The sequence below is a fragment of the Mycobacterium sp. NTMscope_Eco_3 genome (genome assembly GCF_976985685.1).
On the sequence record NZ_CDRJYZ010000001.1, the window covers coordinates 5,431,742 to 5,449,139 of the forward strand.

At 66.2% G+C, this 17,398-nt stretch carries 23 protein-coding genes; 14 read left to right on the forward strand and 9 right to left on the reverse strand.

What is annotated here, in order from left to right; all coding sequences use genetic code 11:
• Nucleotides 1-73: 73 nt before the first annotated feature.
• The 5 genes from AC0KTM_RS25250 to AC0KTM_RS25270 all read right to left on the reverse strand — a co-directional run bounded on the left by AC0KTM_RS25250 (nucleotide 74) and on the right by AC0KTM_RS25270 (nucleotide 3,980).
• Nucleotides 74-487, reverse strand: a complete 414-nt coding sequence (locus AC0KTM_RS25250) for an ester cyclase (protein ID WP_238955371.1) — start codon at nucleotides 485-487, stop codon at nucleotides 74-76.
• Between the two features lie 46 nt (nucleotides 488-533).
• Entirely contained in the window at nucleotides 534-2,039 is a 1,506-nt protein-coding gene (locus AC0KTM_RS25255) for a carboxylesterase/lipase family protein (RefSeq protein WP_238955373.1), read from the reverse strand.
• A gap of 75 nt (nucleotides 2,040-2,114) precedes the next feature.
• The gene (locus AC0KTM_RS25260) at nucleotides 2,115-2,624 is read right to left on the reverse strand and encodes a cupin domain-containing protein (RefSeq protein WP_238955375.1); all 510 of its coding nucleotides are present in this window, start codon (nucleotides 2,622-2,624) and stop codon (nucleotides 2,115-2,117) included.
• Nucleotides 2,625-2,659: 35 nt separating this feature from the next.
• Entirely contained in the window at nucleotides 2,660-3,511 is an 852-nt protein-coding gene (locus tag AC0KTM_RS25265; protein WP_472416988.1) for an HpcH/HpaI aldolase family protein, read from the reverse strand.
• 40 nt (nucleotides 3,512-3,551) lie between these two features.
• The gene (locus AC0KTM_RS25270) at nucleotides 3,552-3,980 is read right to left on the reverse strand and encodes a GlcG/HbpS family heme-binding protein (RefSeq protein WP_225327734.1); all 429 of its coding nucleotides are present in this window, start codon (nucleotides 3,978-3,980) and stop codon (nucleotides 3,552-3,554) included.
• Between the two features lie 167 nt (nucleotides 3,981-4,147).
• Between AC0KTM_RS25270 and AC0KTM_RS25275 the strand changes: the two genes are divergently transcribed.
• The 4 genes from AC0KTM_RS25275 (at nucleotide 4,148) to AC0KTM_RS25290 (ending at nucleotide 6,661) form a co-directional block, all read left to right on the forward strand.
• A complete protein-coding gene (locus tag AC0KTM_RS25275) occupies nucleotides 4,148-4,792 on the forward strand; it encodes a TetR/AcrR family transcriptional regulator (RefSeq protein ID WP_225327735.1) in 645 nt (214 codons plus the stop codon).
• A 57-nt stretch (nucleotides 4,793-4,849) separates the two neighbouring features.
• Nucleotides 4,850-5,203 (forward strand): DUF732 domain-containing protein, encoded by a 354-nt coding sequence (locus AC0KTM_RS25280; protein ID WP_225327736.1) that lies wholly within the window; start codon nucleotides 4,850-4,852, stop codon nucleotides 5,201-5,203.
• Nucleotides 5,204-5,494: 291 nt separating this feature from the next.
• Complete coding sequence (locus tag AC0KTM_RS25285; protein WP_225327737.1) at nucleotides 5,495-6,040, forward strand: DUF488 domain-containing protein; 546 nt, start codon at nucleotides 5,495-5,497, stop codon at nucleotides 6,038-6,040.
• Between the two features lie 63 nt (nucleotides 6,041-6,103).
• A complete protein-coding gene (locus AC0KTM_RS25290) occupies nucleotides 6,104-6,661 on the forward strand; it encodes a nuclear transport factor 2 family protein (protein WP_238955379.1) in 558 nt (185 codons plus the stop codon).
• 89 nt (nucleotides 6,662-6,750) lie between these two features.
• Here AC0KTM_RS25290 and AC0KTM_RS25295 read toward each other — a convergent pair whose 3' ends face one another.
• The gene (locus AC0KTM_RS25295) at nucleotides 6,751-7,521 is read right to left on the reverse strand and encodes an SDR family NAD(P)-dependent oxidoreductase (protein ID WP_225327739.1); all 771 of its coding nucleotides are present in this window, start codon (nucleotides 7,519-7,521) and stop codon (nucleotides 6,751-6,753) included.
• Nucleotides 7,522-7,666: 145 nt separating this feature from the next.
• Here AC0KTM_RS25295 and AC0KTM_RS25300 point away from each other — a divergent pair, with 145 nt between their 5' ends.
• Genes AC0KTM_RS25300 through AC0KTM_RS25310 form a run of 3 tightly spaced genes read left to right on the forward strand, consistent with a single transcriptional unit; the run spans nucleotide 7,667 to nucleotide 10,535 of the window.
• Nucleotides 7,667-8,410, forward strand: coding sequence for an SDR family NAD(P)-dependent oxidoreductase (locus AC0KTM_RS25300; RefSeq protein WP_225327740.1), 744 nt, complete (start codon nucleotides 7,667-7,669; stop codon nucleotides 8,408-8,410).
• Nucleotides 8,411-8,461: 51 nt separating this feature from the next.
• Nucleotides 8,462-9,649, forward strand: a complete 1,188-nt coding sequence (locus tag AC0KTM_RS25305; RefSeq protein WP_225327741.1) for a cytochrome P450 — start codon at nucleotides 8,462-8,464, stop codon at nucleotides 9,647-9,649.
• 22 nt (nucleotides 9,650-9,671) lie between these two features.
• Nucleotides 9,672-10,535: an SDR family NAD(P)-dependent oxidoreductase gene (locus AC0KTM_RS25310; protein WP_238955381.1), complete on the forward strand. Its 864-nt coding sequence runs from the start codon at nucleotides 9,672-9,674 to the stop codon at nucleotides 10,533-10,535.
• A gap of 101 nt (nucleotides 10,536-10,636) precedes the next feature.
• Here the strand turns inward: AC0KTM_RS25310 and AC0KTM_RS25315 are convergent, their stop codons facing one another.
• From AC0KTM_RS25315 to AC0KTM_RS25325, 3 genes are all read right to left on the reverse strand, one after another.
• Nucleotides 10,637-11,479, reverse strand: a complete 843-nt coding sequence (locus tag AC0KTM_RS25315) for a TauD/TfdA dioxygenase family protein (protein WP_238955383.1) — start codon at nucleotides 11,477-11,479, stop codon at nucleotides 10,637-10,639.
• Nucleotides 11,480-11,591: 112 nt separating this feature from the next.
• Nucleotides 11,592-12,173 carry a TetR family transcriptional regulator gene (locus tag AC0KTM_RS25320; RefSeq protein ID WP_238955385.1) on the reverse strand — a complete coding sequence of 194 codons (582 nt, stop codon included), beginning with the start codon at nucleotides 12,171-12,173 and terminating at the stop codon, nucleotides 11,592-11,594.
• 19 nt (nucleotides 12,174-12,192) lie between these two features.
• The gene (locus tag AC0KTM_RS25325; RefSeq protein WP_472416990.1) at nucleotides 12,193-12,822 is read right to left on the reverse strand and encodes a TetR/AcrR family transcriptional regulator; all 630 of its coding nucleotides are present in this window, start codon (nucleotides 12,820-12,822) and stop codon (nucleotides 12,193-12,195) included.
• A 306-nt stretch (nucleotides 12,823-13,128) separates the two neighbouring features.
• Here AC0KTM_RS25325 and AC0KTM_RS25330 point away from each other — a divergent pair, with 306 nt between their 5' ends.
• The 7 genes from AC0KTM_RS25330 (at nucleotide 13,129) to AC0KTM_RS25360 (ending at nucleotide 17,312) form a co-directional block, all read left to right on the forward strand.
• Entirely contained in the window at nucleotides 13,129-13,551 is a 423-nt protein-coding gene (locus tag AC0KTM_RS25330) for an Hsp20/alpha crystallin family protein (protein WP_225327744.1), read from the forward strand.
• A gap of 12 nt (nucleotides 13,552-13,563) precedes the next feature.
• On the forward strand, nucleotides 13,564-13,929 hold the full coding sequence (locus AC0KTM_RS25335; RefSeq protein ID WP_472416992.1) for a hypothetical protein: 366 nt from the start codon (nucleotides 13,564-13,566) through the stop codon (nucleotides 13,927-13,929).
• 195 nt (nucleotides 13,930-14,124) lie between these two features.
• Entirely contained in the window at nucleotides 14,125-14,322 is a 198-nt protein-coding gene (locus AC0KTM_RS25340) for a hypothetical protein (protein WP_472416994.1), read from the forward strand.
• Between the two features lie 131 nt (nucleotides 14,323-14,453).
• Nucleotides 14,454-14,729, forward strand: a complete 276-nt coding sequence (locus AC0KTM_RS25345; RefSeq protein WP_472416996.1) for a hypothetical protein — start codon at nucleotides 14,454-14,456, stop codon at nucleotides 14,727-14,729.
• A gap of 55 nt (nucleotides 14,730-14,784) precedes the next feature.
• The gene (locus AC0KTM_RS25350) at nucleotides 14,785-15,525 is read left to right on the forward strand and encodes an SDR family NAD(P)-dependent oxidoreductase (protein WP_225327747.1); all 741 of its coding nucleotides are present in this window, start codon (nucleotides 14,785-14,787) and stop codon (nucleotides 15,523-15,525) included.
• A gap of 99 nt (nucleotides 15,526-15,624) precedes the next feature.
• Nucleotides 15,625-17,058, forward strand: coding sequence for an FAD-binding oxidoreductase (locus AC0KTM_RS25355; RefSeq protein WP_472416998.1), 1,434 nt, complete (start codon nucleotides 15,625-15,627; stop codon nucleotides 17,056-17,058).
• A gap of 86 nt (nucleotides 17,059-17,144) precedes the next feature.
• The gene (locus AC0KTM_RS25360; protein ID WP_225327817.1) at nucleotides 17,145-17,312 is read left to right on the forward strand and encodes a hypothetical protein; all 168 of its coding nucleotides are present in this window, start codon (nucleotides 17,145-17,147) and stop codon (nucleotides 17,310-17,312) included.
• The last annotated feature ends 86 nt before the right edge of the window (nucleotides 17,313-17,398 follow it).

Below are 17,398 nucleotides of genomic sequence, written 5' to 3' on the forward strand. Positions count from 1 at the left end.
TTCGAGGCCGGACATCACGACAGACCGTCATCAGCGAACTCCAATACCGGGCACTACACCTCGACGATCCAACTCAGGCCGTGATCTGCTGGTAGAGGCCGAACATATCCGGGCTGGCCCAGTGCTCGACGTACTTCCCGTCGACGATCCGGATGATGTCGATGACGCCGAATGACACTCGTCGTCCGGTTGCGGGAACGCCAAGGAACTCCGCCATATGTGTCGCCACATACGATTTGCGCGTGACGGTCTTGTCGCCTTCAGCGATCTGGTCGTGGATCGTGACGGCCAGGTCGGGGAACGCCACTTTCAGGACTCGGGTGAACCAATGAAACGCGCCGTCGGGCCCGTCCTGTCCCGGCGCGGCTGAACGGTTGATGAACTCCGGGGATACCGTCTCCCAGAAGAGTGCCTCGTTTCCCCCTTCGATGAATTCCTTGTTGAACCGGGCAATGATTTCTTTGTTCTGCTCTGGCGTGGTGGACATATTTTCTTTCTTTCGCGTTGCCGGACATTGCTTTCCGAGCGGTGTCTCACCGGTTGGCGGGCACGGTGCGCAGGGTGTGGATCATGTCGGTGACGGGGTTGGCGTCCAGCGGGCGGAGGTCGGTGGCATCGTCGATGACCGCGACCTGCCTTGTTGTGAGGTCGTAGCGGGGGAATTCGGTGCCGTCGAGGGTGCGGGGCACGCCGGTGCGGGCGAATTCCACCCAGGCGTGTTGGACGGCGTCGGACACTGCGGCGTCGATCTCGTCGTAGCTGGCGGGCGGTTCGAGCCCGCCGAACAGGTAGGGAATCTCGGCGCTGTGTTTGGCGAGCAGTCCCGATTTGCGGGCGCCCGGGGAGACCCGCGCGAAGCGGTAATGGTACGCCCGTCGTCCCAGCGCGGCGAAGCGTTCGGCGCTGGCCAGGGCCGGCTCGTGCCACACTGCGACGGTGATCAGATCGGCCAGCGCCTCATAGGGGCTGAGCCGGGAGGCGGCGTAGTGGGCGAGGATGTCCTCGGCGCGCTCGCCGCCCAGCGCGCGGGCCATGTGCGCGAGGGTGTCCTGGGTGTACACGTGGGCGGGGTCCAGCTCGGGATGGGCATACAGCAGGGTGGGCTGGACGAAAAAGCGGCCCTCGTGTTCGGTGCAGCCGATCATGACCGGCACGTCGGCGGGCCAGCCGGCGAAGTCCTCGGCCATCACCACTCCGTCGGCGGTCGGGTACCAGACGAGGTTGGCCGGGGTGTGCACCTGACCGGGTGGCGGGTTGATGCCGCACTGGTCGAACGAGGCCTGGCGCACCTGTTCGGCCGGCACCCGGCGTAGCTCAGCGATGTCGGTGCTGCCCAGCTGGTCGAACAGTCGCTGGCTGGCCGTGGTGACGCGCTGATACGACCGGGACCCGACGACTGCGTAATCCTCATAGCCGGCGCTTTGCACGACGGCCCGCTGGAACAGGCCGCGCGCGGAGGGGGTGTGCAGCAACGCGCGCGCGGCGGCGCCGCCGGCGGACTGCCCGAAGACCGTCACGTTGTTCGGGTCACCGCCGAATGCGGCGATATTCTCGGCCACCCAGGTCAGCGCGGCCACCCAGTCCAACAGCCCGAAGTTGGTGCCGGCCTGCGGGTGAGCCAGAAACCCGAACGCTCCCAGCCGGTAGTTCAGCGAGACCACCGTGACACCGCGCCGGGCCAGATTCTCGCCGGACCACAGCCTCATTGAGGAGGCGCCGTTGAGGAATCCGCCGCCGTGGATCCACACCATGACCGGTTGGCGCGCAACGGAATCGAGGGTCGAGGTCCACACATTCAGATATAGGCAGTCCTCGCTTTGCGGCGCGCCGGGATCGAAGCCGGTATCCACGGTCTGTATCGCGGCGTTGCCGAATCTCGTGGCATCGCGAACCCCGTCCCACGGGGCGGGCGGGGCCGGGGGCGCCCAGCGCAGGGCTCCGACCGGCGGGGCGGCGTACGGAATGCCGAGGAATCGGTGGATGCCGCCTTCTTCGGCGCCCGACACCAGTCCTTGCGCAGTACGCACGTTGCGGGTCATCGTGGATCCTGTTTCTCGAGGTATGTTGCGGCGCTTGCGTTCACGGCTGTCGTTTGTCGGGCGGGGTGGCGTCGATCATCGAGCCGACGAGCAGGCATGGTTGGTTGGTCCGGTTGCTCCAGCCGTGTTGACGCCGCGGATGATCACCGTGTCACCCGGGGTCATCAGGACCTCGTCGACGTCGGTGACCAAGTAGATTTCGCCTCGCACGCAGGTGATCGCATCGAGGGTGTCGGTGCGGTGCATGGTGGGGTGCCGCTGCGCGTCGGTGTCGCTGGGCTGGTGCTTTTGCCCGACCTGCTCGTTGAGCTCGGCGAACTCCTCGCGCAGCTCCTGGGGATCCTTGTCGGGCCAGATCTCCAGGGCCCGGACCAACATGCCGTTCGGGAACGGTTCACGACTGGCCCCCGGGTCGAGGGACCGGTCCCCGTCAATGCTGTTGTCGACCGGGGTTTCTCGTGTCGCCCACAGGGTGGCGCGCCAGAAGAAGCCCTCCTTGGACTGGGTGTTGGTGGGTTCGGTTTCCAGGATCGCCGAGCGGCCCTCGACGTCGGGTCCGACGACGTAGCGGTGCAGTGCGGCCATGGTTATGCCCTTTCGTTGACGAGGCGGGTCGTTGATCAAAACTGGGCGGGAAAACCGCTCTCGGGTGCAGCGGACCGGGTGAAGGAGGGGTGGGCGGCGACCGACGCGTTCGCCGCCGCGATGGTGTCTTCGCAGACCCGGCGAAAGGCCATCACGTCGATGCCGAGGCAGAACACGGCGATGCCGTCCCTGAGTGCCTGGGTGCAGCTTTGCGCGCTGGGGTCCAGGATCGGCCCGCCCATCAGCACCACACCGTGGCGGGCCGCGGCGTACTTGACCTTCTGGTAGGCGTCTTGCACCTTGGTGCTGCTGTGCATCCGGCTTCCCTCGCCGAGAGCGAAAGCGAGCTCGCCGGAAGCGAATCCGAGGATCCGGACCTGCTCGATCGCGCAGATCTCCTCGATGTTGTCCAGCGCATCCAGGGTTTCGATCAGCGGGACGACGAGCACGTTGGCGTCATTCCAGGCCGCGTACTCGCCGAACATGCGGATCGAATACCCTGCCGCCCGGTAGGCCGGGCAGATACCGCGCTTGCCCGCCGGCGGATAGGTCACCGCGTCGAGCACACCGCGGATGTCGGCCGCGCACCGCACCATCGGCACCACCACCCCGGCGGCGCCGGCCTCCAGCGCGCGCCGCGCGGCGGTACCGTCGCCGGGTTCGGGGATCCGCACCAACGTAGTGAGGCCGACCCCGTCGGCGGTGCGGAGGGTGTCCTCCAGCGCGCGGGGGTTGATGTCGCAGTGTTCGCTGTCGAGCCAGACGAAATCAAAACCGGTGCGCCCCATCACCTCGATCAGGGTGTGGTTGCCGGTGAAGCACTGCATGCCCACCGGCAGCTGCCGGTTGTCGATCATGGCCAGCAGGCGATTCGGTGTGTCGAACATCGGCTGGGGGTTCCTTTCGCGGACAGGGACGGCTGTTGGGTCAGCTACCGGGATCGGCGCGCAGACCCCCGGCGGCGATGCCCGCGATCGCGCACGCTTCGTCGTTGTCGGGGTCGTGGCCGCTGACCCCGACGGCACCGATGACGTCGTCGTTGGCGTCGCGGATCAACACGCCGCCGGCGACGGGCACCAGGTCGCCGCCGGCCAGCGACACCAGCGAGTTGACGAACTCCGGATGAGAAACCGCCCGCGCGGCCAGGCTTCGGCTGCCCACACCCATATTCAGCGCCCCGCGGGCCTTGGCCTGGGCGATGCGTCCGCGCAGCAAACTCGAACCGTCTTCTGAGGCGAAGGCCACCAGCCGGCCCGCGGCATCAAGCACCGCGACCGTCATCGGGGGGAACTCGGCGCGCCGCGCATGGTCCAGCGCGGCGTCCACGATCATGCGCGCTCGGGCAAGGTCGATCACGACAGCTCGCCGTAGCGACCGACACCGCAATCGTTGGCGTCATGAGCAGAGGCATGGCAGAGCAGCATCCTGGCCCCCAAACGAGAGTGATCGTTTCTTCTTGAGCCTGACAGTACGCCGGGACTGCCCGATAGCGCAACCGATCGTTTTCGTTTAGCCTGTGTTTTGTGCCCCGCCTCAGCGAGCAGACCCGTGCGCAACGCCGCCAGCACATTCTCACCAGTGCGTGGACGTGCTTTTCGCGCGGCGGCTTCCACGCCACCTCGATGGACGATGTGATCGCCGCGACCGGAATGTCCTCGAGCGCGGTCTACCGGTACTTCCGCAGCAAAGATGAGCTCATCACGGCCACCGTCGACGAAGGACTGGCCAAGGTGCGCGGCATCTTCGTGGCAGTGCTGGGTCGCGACCCCTGTCCCACGCCGGCCGAAACCCTGTCCCTGTTGGTGGCCGAACTGGACAGCAGGACAAGCAATCCCGACTACGACATGACCCGGATCGCGCTGCAAACCTGGGCCGAAGCCCTGCGCGATCCGTTCCTCCAAAAACGTGCCCGCTCGCTCTATCGGGAAACTCTCGACCACATCACCGAACTGGCCGAACGCTGGCGCGAGGGCGGGCACCTCCCGCCGGACGCCGACACCCGCGCCACCGCCGCCACCGTGCTTTCCCTCATGCACGGCCTGATCGTCATGCACCACCTCGTCGACGACGTCCCCGCCGACGCGCTCCAACACGGCCTCGCCCTGCTTGGCGCCGCTGTGGTCCCAAAAGCGGTGACCACCACCCCGCTGCCGGAGGCCCGCCAATGACGCCCGACATCGACCTGACCGAGCTGGCCGCCAACGATTGAACAAGGAGAGGCATCCATGGCGGACACAAGACGAGACATCGGCCGGACGTGCATGGCGCTCGCGGTTGGGGCGTTGCTAGGCGCCGGAGCCGCGGGGGCCACCCCGGCCCACGCGCAAGGAGCCGATGATTTCCTCACCGACATCAACAGCATCGGCATCGGCAGCCGCGACGACCCCCATAACTTCGACCTGGTGGGGTTTGGCAACGCCATCTGCTGGCGGCTCTACAGTGGCGAGGCGCCCGGCCGCATCGCCGATGAGTTGGTCACCGGATCGCGTTCCAACGGCAGCTCGGCGCTTAGCCACGACCAGGCCACTGCCGCAGTGCGCTTTGCCGCGGCCGACCTATGCCCGGACGCCGCGCCGTAGTAAAAGCCGGACTGGTTTTGCGGCTGGCCAGGGACCGCGCTCGTGTCATACAGATCCGACGTAGCGAACCGGTTTGGTGTCAGCCAAATCGTCAAACCTCCGGACGCGGATACGTCCGCCATATTGTTTGGAACCTGAAGGCATTTCGCGTCGGGCAATCACATGACGAACGGATAACTTTGGCAGCTGAAGCGGCGCATCTAAGGCGCCGTAACCGCGCACCGGTCCCGGACAATAAAAAGTGGGCTCCCCCGATCGAGGAGTTCGACGGCTGGCGACGAGGGGGGCTCGGTGAGCACCGACCAGGTTTTTACGATCGGCCATTCGACACGCGAGTTCGACGAACTCTTGACGATGTTGCGCACCAACGCGATCACCTACCTCGCCGATGTGCGTTCGTTCCCGGCGTCCCGAAAGTATCCGCAGTGGAACAAGGACGCAATCGCCGAAGCGCTGCCGTCCGACATCGGCTACCGATGGATGCCGAAGCTGGGCGGCAGACGCCACACACCCGCGGGCGTGTCGAGCCGTAACGGCGCGTGGCGCGTCAAGGCGTTTCGCGACTACGCCGACTACATGCACACGCCCGACTTCAAAGAAGGCCTCGACGAGTTGATCGAACTAGCGACCGGACAACGGCCGGCAATCATGTGCAGCGAGGCGGTCCCGTGGCGCTGCCACCGCAGGTTGATCACGGATGCATTGCTGGTCGCCGGGATTGAGGTCATGCACATCATGTCCAACACCTCGACGAGGCCAGCCGTCCTAAACGAACACGCTCGCCTTGATGACGACGGGAACCTGTTCTACCCACCATCGCCCGAAGACCGCGTATGAGGTCGACCTCACCGTGTGCTATACAGGTGTACAGCGCAATCCGATCTCAGCGGAAGGACCGCCATGACCAACGGCGACGAGCTCGAGCAACTGCGGCAGCGGGTGCAATACCTGGAGGATCGCACCGCCATCCTCGACTGCGTGATGAACCAGTCCCGTGGGCATGACCGCCACGACGCGGAACTGATGGGCAGCGTTTATTTCGAGGACGGCGTCGACGAACACGGTCCGACCGTGAAACTCGGCCCCGAGTACGGGGATTGGGCCAACAACGCGCACAGCATGGTCTTCGAGGACCACCTGCACAACATCACCACCCACACCTGCGAGATCAACGGCGACGAAGCCCATGCGGAGAGCTATGTCATCGGGGCGATGCGGGCCAAGGGCGGCAAGATCGTGTCATTGATGGGCGGGCGCTACCTCGATCGCCTGGAGCGTCGCGACGGGGTATGGAAGATCGCGCTGCGCCGCTGCACCTTGGAATGGATGATGAGCGGCGATTCCTCGGTGCTGGCTTCCGGCGCCGTCAAGGGCTTCATCAAGGGCAAGTGGGACCGGACCGACCCCTCCTACGCACGTCCGCTGACGATCGAAGACGTCCCCGTCGAACGGTGGTGAACATCCGTGACAAGCGACGAGGTAGATCGCCTCGGTTGGTATCCGGTCGGCGGTTCTAACCCCAGCAGACGTCGCATCTCCCGTGTGTCTCAGACGCCGGCGGGGCCGGGCCCGCCGTGCATGTACAGCGTCTGGCCCGAGCAGTAGCTGGAGGCATCGGAGGCGAAAAACAGTACCCCGTAACCAATCTCATCCGGATCGGCGATGCGGCCTGACGCGTTGGTCTGTCCGATCATGTTGACGTCAAAGCCCTGACGGTCGGCGTCGGCTTCCAAGCCGGGCGTGCGGATGGCGCCGCAGGCGATGCAGTTGACCCGCACCCCCTTGCGGGTCCAGGCCGCGGCCATCGAGCCGGTGAGATTGTTCAGCCCGGCCTTCGCGGCGGCATACACCGGCGCCTGCGGCATGGCCAACAGGCTGGCGCCGGAAGAGATGTTGACGATGGCACCCTTGCCCGCGGCGATCATCGGTTCGGCGGCCGCGCGCGACAGATACCACGCACTGGAAAGATTCAGGTCCAGCACCTGATGCCACTCGTCGTCGGTCCACTTCATCAGAGATTTGGTCTGACCACCGCCGGCATTGTTCAAAAGCACATCCAGGCGCCCGAATTCGGCCAACGTGGTATCGACGAGGGACCGGCACTCCGCGGCATCGGTCACGTCGGTCGGCACGGCCAGTGCCCGCCGTCCCAGCGCCTCGATCTGGGCGGCCGTCGCCTTCAGCGGTTCCTCCCGGCGGCCGGCGAGCACGACGTCGGCGCCGTATTCGGCGAGGACCAGCGCCGAAGCCCGGCCGATCCCCGTGCCGCCGCCGGTGATGACGGCAACCCGCCCCTGCATCGAGAACCTGTCGTCCACAACACCACTTCCCATCGTCGCGACGCGAAACAGACGCAATACAACTGTACAGCATCAACGAAGGGCGGCCGCCTTGCCTACGGCGCTAGTTTCACTATACAGTCGTATAGCACCGGGTGTCGGTGCGGCAAGGAGCGTGTCTGACATGAACCGCGTGGCGGTGGTGACCGGTGGCGGATCGGGCCTGGGTCAGTCGATCTGCACGACGCTCGCCGCCGGCGGGCACCGGGTGGCGGTCCTCGACCTGAACGAGGAGGCGGCGACCAAGGTCGTCGCCGAGGTCCACGCGGCGGGAGGCAAGGCCGTCGCGGTCGGTGTCGACGTATCGGAGGAAGCGTCGGTTCACGCCGCGTTCGACACGGTGCGGGCACAGTTCGGCCCCGTCGAGATCTTGGTGACCAGCGCGGCCATCGGCGGCTTCACGCGGTTCGACCAGATCACCCTGGCGGAGTGGAATCGGTTTCTGGCGGTGAACCTGACTGGCACCTTCCTGAGCCTGCAGGCCGGCCTCGCGGACATGGTGCCCGGCGGCTGGGGGCGGATCGTCACCATCTCCTCGGCGGCCGGGCAACAGGGCGCGCCACGTCAGGGTCATTACTCGGCTACCAAGGGCGGGGTGATCGCGTTGACGAAGACCGTCGCGCGGGACTATGCCGGAAAAGGCATCACCGCCAACACGATTCCGCCGTTCGCGATCGACACCCCGATGCTGCGCGAACAACAGCGGCTGGAAAAGCTGCCGCCGACCGAGTACCTCACGCGGGCGATTCCCGCCGGCCACCTTGGCTCGCCCGAGGACGTCGCCGGGCTGTGCTCCTACCTGTGCACCGACGGCGCGGGCTACATCACCGGCCAGGTGATCGGGGTCAACGGCGGCGCCGTCATCTAGGCGGATCCTCGGACGAATCATGCTGCCCGGCAGCAACTTTGGAGGCAACAGATGAGCGACCTGTACTACGACCCTTGGGATGTCGAGATCGACCTCGACCCCTATCCGACGTATCGCCGGCTTCGCGACGAATCCCCGGTCTATTACAACGAGCGGCACAACTTCTGGGGCATCAGCCGCTACGCCGACGTCGACGCGGCACTCAAGGACACCACTCGCCTGAGCTCGGCCAAGGGCGACATCCTCGAAGTCGTGCTCACCGATCCGGTGATCCCGGCAGGCGTCTTCATCAATGAAGATCCCCCGGTGCACACCATCCACCGCGCCATCGTGTCGCGCGCATTCACACCGAAGAAGATGCGCGCCATCGAGGACAAGGTGCGCGCGTTCTGCACCGCCTGTCTCGACCCGCTGGTTGGCGGTGAACGCTTCGACTTCGTCGAGGACCTCGGGGCCGAACTCCCGATGAAAACGATCGGGATGCTCGCCGGCATCCCGGATTCCGAGCAGCCCGCGGTGCGCGCCCACGCCAACGCGGTACTGCGCAACGAAGCCGGCAAGCCCATGCACATCGACAAGGAGCACTACTTCACCGGCGAGATGTTCGGCGAATACGTCGAGTGGCGCGAGAAGCACCCGTCCGACGACCTGATCACCGAGCTGCTGAACGTCGAATTCGACGACGAAACCGGCACCACGCGCAAGCTGACCAAGCAAGAGCTGGTCATCTTCCTCGCCGTAGTCGCCGGCGCCGGCGTCGAGACCACCGGTCGGCTGTTCGGGTGGATGGGCAAGGTCCTGGCCGAACACCCCGACCAACGCAAGGAACTCGCCGAAGACCACTCGCTGATCCCAACGGCGATCGAGGAACTGCTGCGCTTCGAGCCGCCCGGGCCGCACGTCGCGCGCTACGTCGCAGCCGAGGACGTCGCGTTCCAGGAGCAGATCGTGCCGGCCGGTAGCGCGATACTGCTGATGCTCGCCTCGGCCAATCGCGACGAACGGCACTTCGAGGACCCCAGCCGGTTCGACATCCGCCGCAAGCCGGGCGGTCACCTCACTTTCGGCCGCGGCGCCCACTTCTGCGTCGGCTCGCCACTGGCCCGCCTCGAGGGCCGCGTCGCGCTCGAAGAGGTGCTCAAGCGATTCCCGGAGTGGACCATCGACATGGACAACGCGCGCCGTTCGCGCACATCGACCGTCCGGGGCTGGGACTCCATGCCCGCGATCGTCGGCTGATCCGACAGGCAGGAGAACTCCCATGTCGTCCGCACCGTGCGTGGCCGTCGTGACCGGAGCCAGCCGCGGCGCCGGAGCCGGCATCGCCCACGCCCTCGGACAGCACGGCGCCACCGTGTACGTCACCGGCCGCAGCGAGAACGCCCGCGACGCCGCCCTGCCCGGCACGATCCACCAGACGGCCGAAATGGTCAGCGCCGCAGGGGGACAGGGCATCGCCGTGCGTGTCGATCACGGCGATGACGATCAGGTCAAGGCCCTGTTCGCCCGGATCGAGCAGGAACAGGGCCACATCGACATCCTGGTGAACAACGCCGCCATCATCCGCGACGAAATGATGGGGCGCACCAAGTTCTGGGAAGAGCCGCTCAACGTCATCGACACCCTGGACGTCGGCGTGCGCAGCAGCTACGTCGCCACCGTCTATGCCGCACCCCTGATGCTCCCGCAGCGACGCGGCCTGGTGGCCTTCACCTCCTCGTCGGGGTCGGTGCACTACGCCTTCGGACCCGCCTACGGAGTGCCGAAGGCCGCGGTCGACAAGATGGCCGCCGACATGGCCTTCGACTTCAAAGACACTGGGATCACGGCGGTATCGATCTGGATGGGATCACTGCTCACCGACCGCGTCCGCGCCATCATCGCCAACAACCCCGAGAAGTTTGGGCACATCCTTGACAGCGCCGAAACGCCCGAACTCACCGGGCATGTGATCTGGGCGCTTTACAACGACCCCCAATGCCTCGAACTCAGCGGCCAGACCCTCATCGGCGCGGAACTGGCCGTCAAATACGGCATCCACGACGAAGACGGCCGGCAACCACCCTCCTACCGCGACCTGTTCGACGTCCATCCGCACACCCAGTGTGCACACGTGATGCGCTAGCCGAAGCGGTTGACCATTGCGCCCCGGCGTTGCTATACAGTCGTACAGCACTTCTGAGTGATTCGGTCCTTTGAAAAGAGCGCGCCCTGGGCGTCCGAACGCTAGGCGGCGGCGACGGGTTCCTCGCCGGCCAGCGTTGTGCGGTGCATCAGGCGCACCGACGTCGGTTCGAAAGGCAATGCGCGGTGCAGCATTCCGGTGTTATCCCACATCACCAGGTCCCCGACGCGCCACTGATGGCGGATGCTGAACTGCGGCTGCGTCGACCAGTCCAGCAGCCGGTCCAACAGCTCGCGGCTCTGGCCGGGCGGCCACCCGACCACCTCGGCGGCGGTCGCCCCCAACAGCATCGACTTCCGGCCGTCACGATGCGTCCACACCAGCGGGTGAATGCGGGCGGGAACCCGATTCCATTGCGCGCGTTGCTCTTCGGTGGCATCCGGGTTGGCCAGCGACTGGGCATGGGCGAAGGTATGCACGACTTGCAGGCCCGAGATCTGCGCCTTTTGCTCCTCCGGCAAGGCCTCGTAGGCGGCGTACGTGCTGGAGAATTCGGTATCCCCGCCGGCGGGATCGACGGCTCGGGCGGTCAACAGCGTGCCCTTCTGCGGGGTTTCGTCGGTGGCGCCGTCGATGTGCCAGTGGAAGTTGCCCTGACGGTAGGAGGCCAGCAGGGCGTTCGTCTTGGCCGGATCCAGCGTGATGGTCTGGATCTCCGGATAGCGGTGTTCACCGGTTGGCTGCACCACCAGCGTCCCCAGCATCCGGCTCAACTCCAGCAGGCCCTCGTCGCTGATGTGAACCTCGCGGTACACCACCACACCGTGCCGATCCAGCGCCGCCTGTGTCGCATCGGCGCCAGCGCGAGTCACCAGGTCGTCGCTGGTCATACCCGTGATTTCGAGCCCCAGGGCCGCAGAAATGGGGTGGGAACGGACCGCCATGACACCTCCACAAACTTTGGTGATTTGTACAAGAATAACGTATTCAACCGCGGAACGTCCATTCTCTCGCCATCCGGATCGTCGGATGAGCCTCCCGTGACGGGGCGAAGCGTCAGGCGGTGGGAGGTTCGACCTGGTCGAGGAACCGTTCGACCAGCGCGGTGGCTTCGGCATGGCCGGTGACGGTGCCGAGGCTCTCTTCGAGATAGATCATCCGCGGGATGCAGGACAGCAGGAACAGCACGGCGGCGGGCGGCAGGGTGTTCTCGTCGAGACCGTAGGTGGCCCAGCGGGATTGGATCGTCGTCAGCAAGGCCTGGCGTACACGTTCCCCGCCCTCGCCGATGACGGCACGCACGGCGCCGCGGTGATTGGCCAGTGCCATGAACTCCATCAGCAGCGCGGTGCCGGCGGCGTTGTTGGCGTATGCCCATGCGCCCCGTAGTGGTTGGTCGGATTTGGTGGCGCGCTGCAGGTCGGCGATGAGGCGATCGGTTGCCGAACGCAGCACCGCCACGAAGAGGTCGTCCAAGGACGGAAAGTAATACTGCACCAGGCCTGCTGCCACGCCCGCAGCGTTGGCCACACTGCGAAAGGTGACCGCCCCGTAGCCCTGATCGAGCATCAGCGCTTCGGTGGCGGCCAGGATGCCCTGCAGCTTGGCCGACTGACGAGCGCCGCTACCCGATGCCATGAACAGTCCGCCTTTAGCGCTACCGTGAACGCCGTTGGGCGGTCTTACGTTTCGGAGCCGGGGCCGGCTCGATCGAGTCCAGGTACTTCTCGAAGGCGTTGGTGACTTCCTTGTGGGCGGTCTTGACCCCGATGCCCTCTTCGAGGTTGAGGAACTTGGGCAGCCCGGAGATCAGCAGTTGCAGGGCGGGCAGCGAGAAGTGTCCACCCGGGCGCGCGCTCTTGCCGAATTTGGCGACCAGCGCATCGACCTGACGTTTGCGGTTGGCTTGGGTCACCGCGGCGATCTCGGCCTGGATGGACTTGCGGTGATTGCCCAGGGCCATGAACTCCGTCATCAATGCGCCCGACGCCTCGGTCCGGCTGAACTCCCATAAGGCGCGGAGTGGATCGTCGGGGCGCGATTCGAGCACCTTGTCGAGCAGTCGACGGCTGCGTTTGGAATAGCGGCGGATCGCCGAGAGAAAAATGTCGTCGAGCGTCGGGAAGTAGTACTGCACCAGGCTGGGCGTGACGCCGGCGGCCGAGGCCAGGGCGCGGTAGGTCACGCTCGCATAGCCCTCGTCGAGCATCATCTTCTCGACATGGTCGAGCAGGTTGTCCCGGGTCTTGGACGTCTCGGCGCCCACACGCCGCGCAGATGCTGCCATGTTCTCCTCGCTCAGCCGGTTCGTTGTATTGTGACACCGGTAGCGCGCTGTACAGGCGTACAGTGCCGGCGACTCCGCGATCGCGCAGTACCAGTCCAGCGCCGAAGAGGCCGCCGCGGGCCCGGACGTGTCGACCCGATCTCCGGCTGCATGCGGTGGCCGGCAACATCTCTCGGCAACCGGGAACCGGAAATTCTTCACGGGCCCTTGCCAAGATCGCCGAGTCGAGATATATAAAAACTATGCCGTAAGGCATAGATAACCGATGCGAACAGATACTGGATGGGAGTGTTGGAGGTGACGACCATGTTGGTTCGTAGCGATCCGTTTCGTGACCTCGACCGCTTCACTCAGCAGGTATCCGGCACCGCGGCGCGCCCGGCCGCGATGCCGATGGATGCCTGGCGCGACGGCGAGCAGTTCGTGGTCGAATTCGATCTGCCGGGAATCGATGTGCAGTCGCTGGACCTCGACATCGAGCGCAATGTGGTGACGGTGCGCGCCGAGCGCCCCGATGTCGATCCAAGCCGGGAGATGCTGGCAACCGAACGGGCGCGTGGGGTGTTCAGTCGGCAACTGGTGCTCGGCGACAATCTCGACACCGAGCATATCGATGCGCGTTACGACGCCGGGGTCCTGCGTTTGCGTATCCCGGTGGCCGAGAAGGCCAAGCCGCGCAAGATCGCGGTCAACCGCGGGGATAGGCAGCAGACCGCAATCAGCGCGTGATGGGCCGGTGCGATGCTGACAGAACGTGGGTTGGTGATGACGCACCGCGGCACCGGGACAGCAGCGCCCGGCACGGTCATCGAGGCAGCACCAAGCCAGCAGACAGGGCTCTTGCCGGCCGATGATGCCGAGGTGTCGGTGCTGATGGCCGAGGTCGACGCCATCTTGTGCGCGGCGTCAGTCACCCTGCTCCGTCGGCCACCGGCGCCACCAGTGGCCGGGTGCGCCCTGCTCGGGCCCCGGTCACCTGGTCGGTCCTGGGAGGTATGCGCACCGCCGTGGCGTGCACCCGCACCCAATGTGCGCGCCGTGCAGCGCAGCCCTCCGAGGCGGCCATCGGCCAAACCCGATGACACCACGATGGAGAAAGGCAGGTGATGACATCACAACGAGGATGAATGGGCCAGTCCGCCGACCCAGGCAATTCCGTGGGCACTACCTCGGTCCCGCACAGATGAGGTTCGGCCACTGCCATAGCCAGGCGACTCGTCCGGGGGCGGGCGGCCCACCCTCGCAGGACTCAAACGTGTTGACAGTCGGGGTTATTCATCAGTCGCGAAGGAAGGGATAGCCGTGATCGAACAAGCCATGCTCAACAGCCGTGCGCGCAAATACTCCGGGGCGCTGCACAACGTTCTGCCGGTGGAGGCCGACCCCGCCGACTGGGCAGAACAGCAACTCTCAGTCGCCCTGCCCGACGACGAATATCCCCATGTCGGTGGTGACCGCCGCGTCCTGATCATGGCGTCGGGCGGCCTCGATATCGACTGAAACGCATTGCGTTGAGGCCCAGCTTGTTTGAATCGGCAGGTGCTATGCCAATCCGCCGCGCCTGAGACTTGTTGGCCGGAGTGTGGCCGGCGTGTGACCTTCCCGCGACCGTGACGAAGGACGCTCATCACGTGACGGTAATCGTGGCAATCTGCGCGCTCACGACAGCGACGTGCATCGGCTACTACTTCGGCCGTCGTGCGGGCTCCACGCGGCGAAGCTGGAGGAAGCGCACCAGCCGGATCGCGCTGGGCAAGCTGGCGATCAACCTGGTCGCGATGATCACGGCACGCCGGCTCGAGCAGAGCCTGCAGCTCGAGCGGATGTTCACCGGTAGGCGAAGATCCAGACCGGTTGCCCCACTTGAGCTTCTGCGGGGTAGCGTCGTGCGGATGCGGTCCTACTAGGCTGCCCGGAGCATCGGGCCGCATCGAACCGCCGCGACGAGGGAAGAGAGCTGGCATGGCCGCGCTGCAGGACAAGGTGGCATTGGTGACGGGGGCGTCGTCGGGCCTGGGCGCGGAAACGGCCAAGCTGTTCTCGCGGCAGGGCGCAACGGTTTTCGGCATCGGCCGCGATGCCGGACGCCTGGCCGACGTGTTCGCCGACGTGGAACGCGGCGGATACGCGTCGGTGGACATCGCTTCGGCGCCGGCCTGCAGGGACGCGGTCGAGCGGTGCGTCCGCGACTTCGGCGGTTTGGACGTTCTCGTCAACGTCGCCGGGAAGCATCAGATGCGCCGCACGGAGTCGATGACCGACGACGATTGGGAGCAGGACGTCGCGGTCAACCTGAGCGGTCCTTTCTTTCTCTGCCGGGCCGCGCTGCCCCACCTGCTGGAGCGAGGCGGAAACATCGTCAACGTCAGCTCGATCGCCGGTGTTGAGGGCCAGGCGTATTCGGCGGGATACTGCGCCGCCAAGCACGGGCTGATCGGACTCACCCGCGCGCTGGCCGTGGAGTACACGGCGGATCGCCTTCGCGTCAACGCGGTGTGCCCCGGCGGCATGCTCACACCGCAAATCGAACAGTTCAGTGCGCCCGAAAATCCGAACTACGACCTGATCATGCGCACGGCCTCACCACGGGGCATGATGCAGCCCCTCGACGTCGCCAATGTGATCGCCTTCCTCGCCAGCGACGCCGCGGCGGCCATCCACGGCGCCGTCTATCGCGTCGACAACGGCAAGGGCGCCGGATAACGGTTGGGGCACGTTTCGGTCAACCGTCGACATGTCATGCGCCGCCACGGTTCTCGTGGTCGACAATTCGGGGCATGAGGCAGTCGCGGGAGCCCGGCGTTGGCGCGTGAAATCTCACGGCAGACGTTTCTGCGGGGCGCCGTCGGGGCGTTAGCCGCCGGAGCGGTGCTCGGCGCACCCCGGGCTGTCGCCGATCCCCGGCCGTCGGGGTGGGAAGGACTCTCCACCGCGCTCGGCGGCAAGGTGTTGCTTCCCGACAACCCCCAATTCGCCAGCGCCAAGCAGATTTTCAACACCAACTACAACGGGTCCACGCCGGCGGCGGTCGTCACCCCGACGTCGGCGGCCGACGTGCAAAAGGCGATGGCGTTCGCCGCCGCCCACAACCTCAAGGTCGCTCCGCGCAGTGGCGGGCACTCCTACATCGGAGCGTCGACCGCGAACGGGACCATGGTGCTCGATCTGCGCCAGCTGCCCGGGGATGCCAACTACGACGCCGCCACGGGGCAGGTCACCGTGACGCCGGCCACCAGCCTGTACACGATGCACCGGACGCTTGCCGCGGCCGGCCGGGGCGTCCCGACCGGGACCTGCCCGTCGGTCGGCGCCGCCGGGCACGCGCTGGGCGGCGGCCTGGGCGCCCAATCCCGGCATGCGGGCCTGCTCTGTGACCAGCTGACGTCGGCTTCGGTGGTGCTGCCGAACGGCCAGGCGGTCACCGCCTCCGCCGCCAGCAACCCCGACCTGTTCTGGGCGCTGCGCGGCGGCGGTGGCGGCAACTTCGGTGTGACGACCTCCCTGACCTTCGCCACGTTCCCCACCAAGGACGTCGACGTCGTCAACCTCAACTTCCCGCCGGAGTCGTTCGCGCAGGTCCTCGTCGGATGGCAGAACTGGCTGCGCACCGCCGACCGAAACAGCTGGGCGCTGGCCGACGCCACCGTCGACGCGACGGGCATGCATTGCCGGATCATGGCCACCTCCCCGGCCGGATCGGGCAACAGCACTGCCGCAGCCATCACCCAAGCGGTCGGAATGCAGCCCTCCGGCACCGAAAACCACACCTTCAACTACATGGACCTGGTGAACTACCTGGCCGTCGGGAACCTCAACCCGTCGCCGCTCGGCTATGTCGGCGGATCGGACGTCTTTTCCACCGTCAACGCGGGTGTGGCGCAGGGGATCGCCGCGGCGGTCAACGCCTTTCCCCGCGGGGCCGGGCGCATGTTGGCGATCATGCACGCGCTCGACGGCGCCCTCGCCACGGTGGCGCCGGGAGCGACGGCCTTTCCCTGGCGCCGGCAGTCGGCGCTGGTGCAGTGGTACGTCGAAACCGGCGATCCTTCGGCGGCGACGAACTGGCTCGGCACGGCACACCAAGCGGTGCAACAGTATTCGGTCGGTGGCTACGTAAACTACATCGAGGCCAACCAGTCGCCGGCGCGCTATTTCGGCCCGAACCTGTCCCGGCTGAGCGCGGTGCGACAGAAATATGACCCCGGCCGGGTGATGTTCTCCGGGCTGAATTACTAGGCGGCGGGCGGGGTCCGCAAGTCGGTGATTAGACCAGCTTTGCACGGGGTACTTCCAGTGCATCTGTGCGAGTTAGGGGTTGGTGAATGGCAGTGGAACACGGTCGCGCACGGTGCCCGCGATGCATGGCGTGGGCGCAGTACAGCTTCCTCGAGCGCGACGACAAGCTCGAGTATCAGGTCCATTGCGATGCGTGCGGCAACTTCTACTCCGAAGTCACAGCCGCATCGGCCACCACGACGCCCGCCGCCTAGCCGCCGGCCCCCGGACCTGCTGCGTTACGGAATTTAACCCTGGTAAAGTCGAGGTCGCGAGCCAAGACGCCCCCAACCTGGAGCAG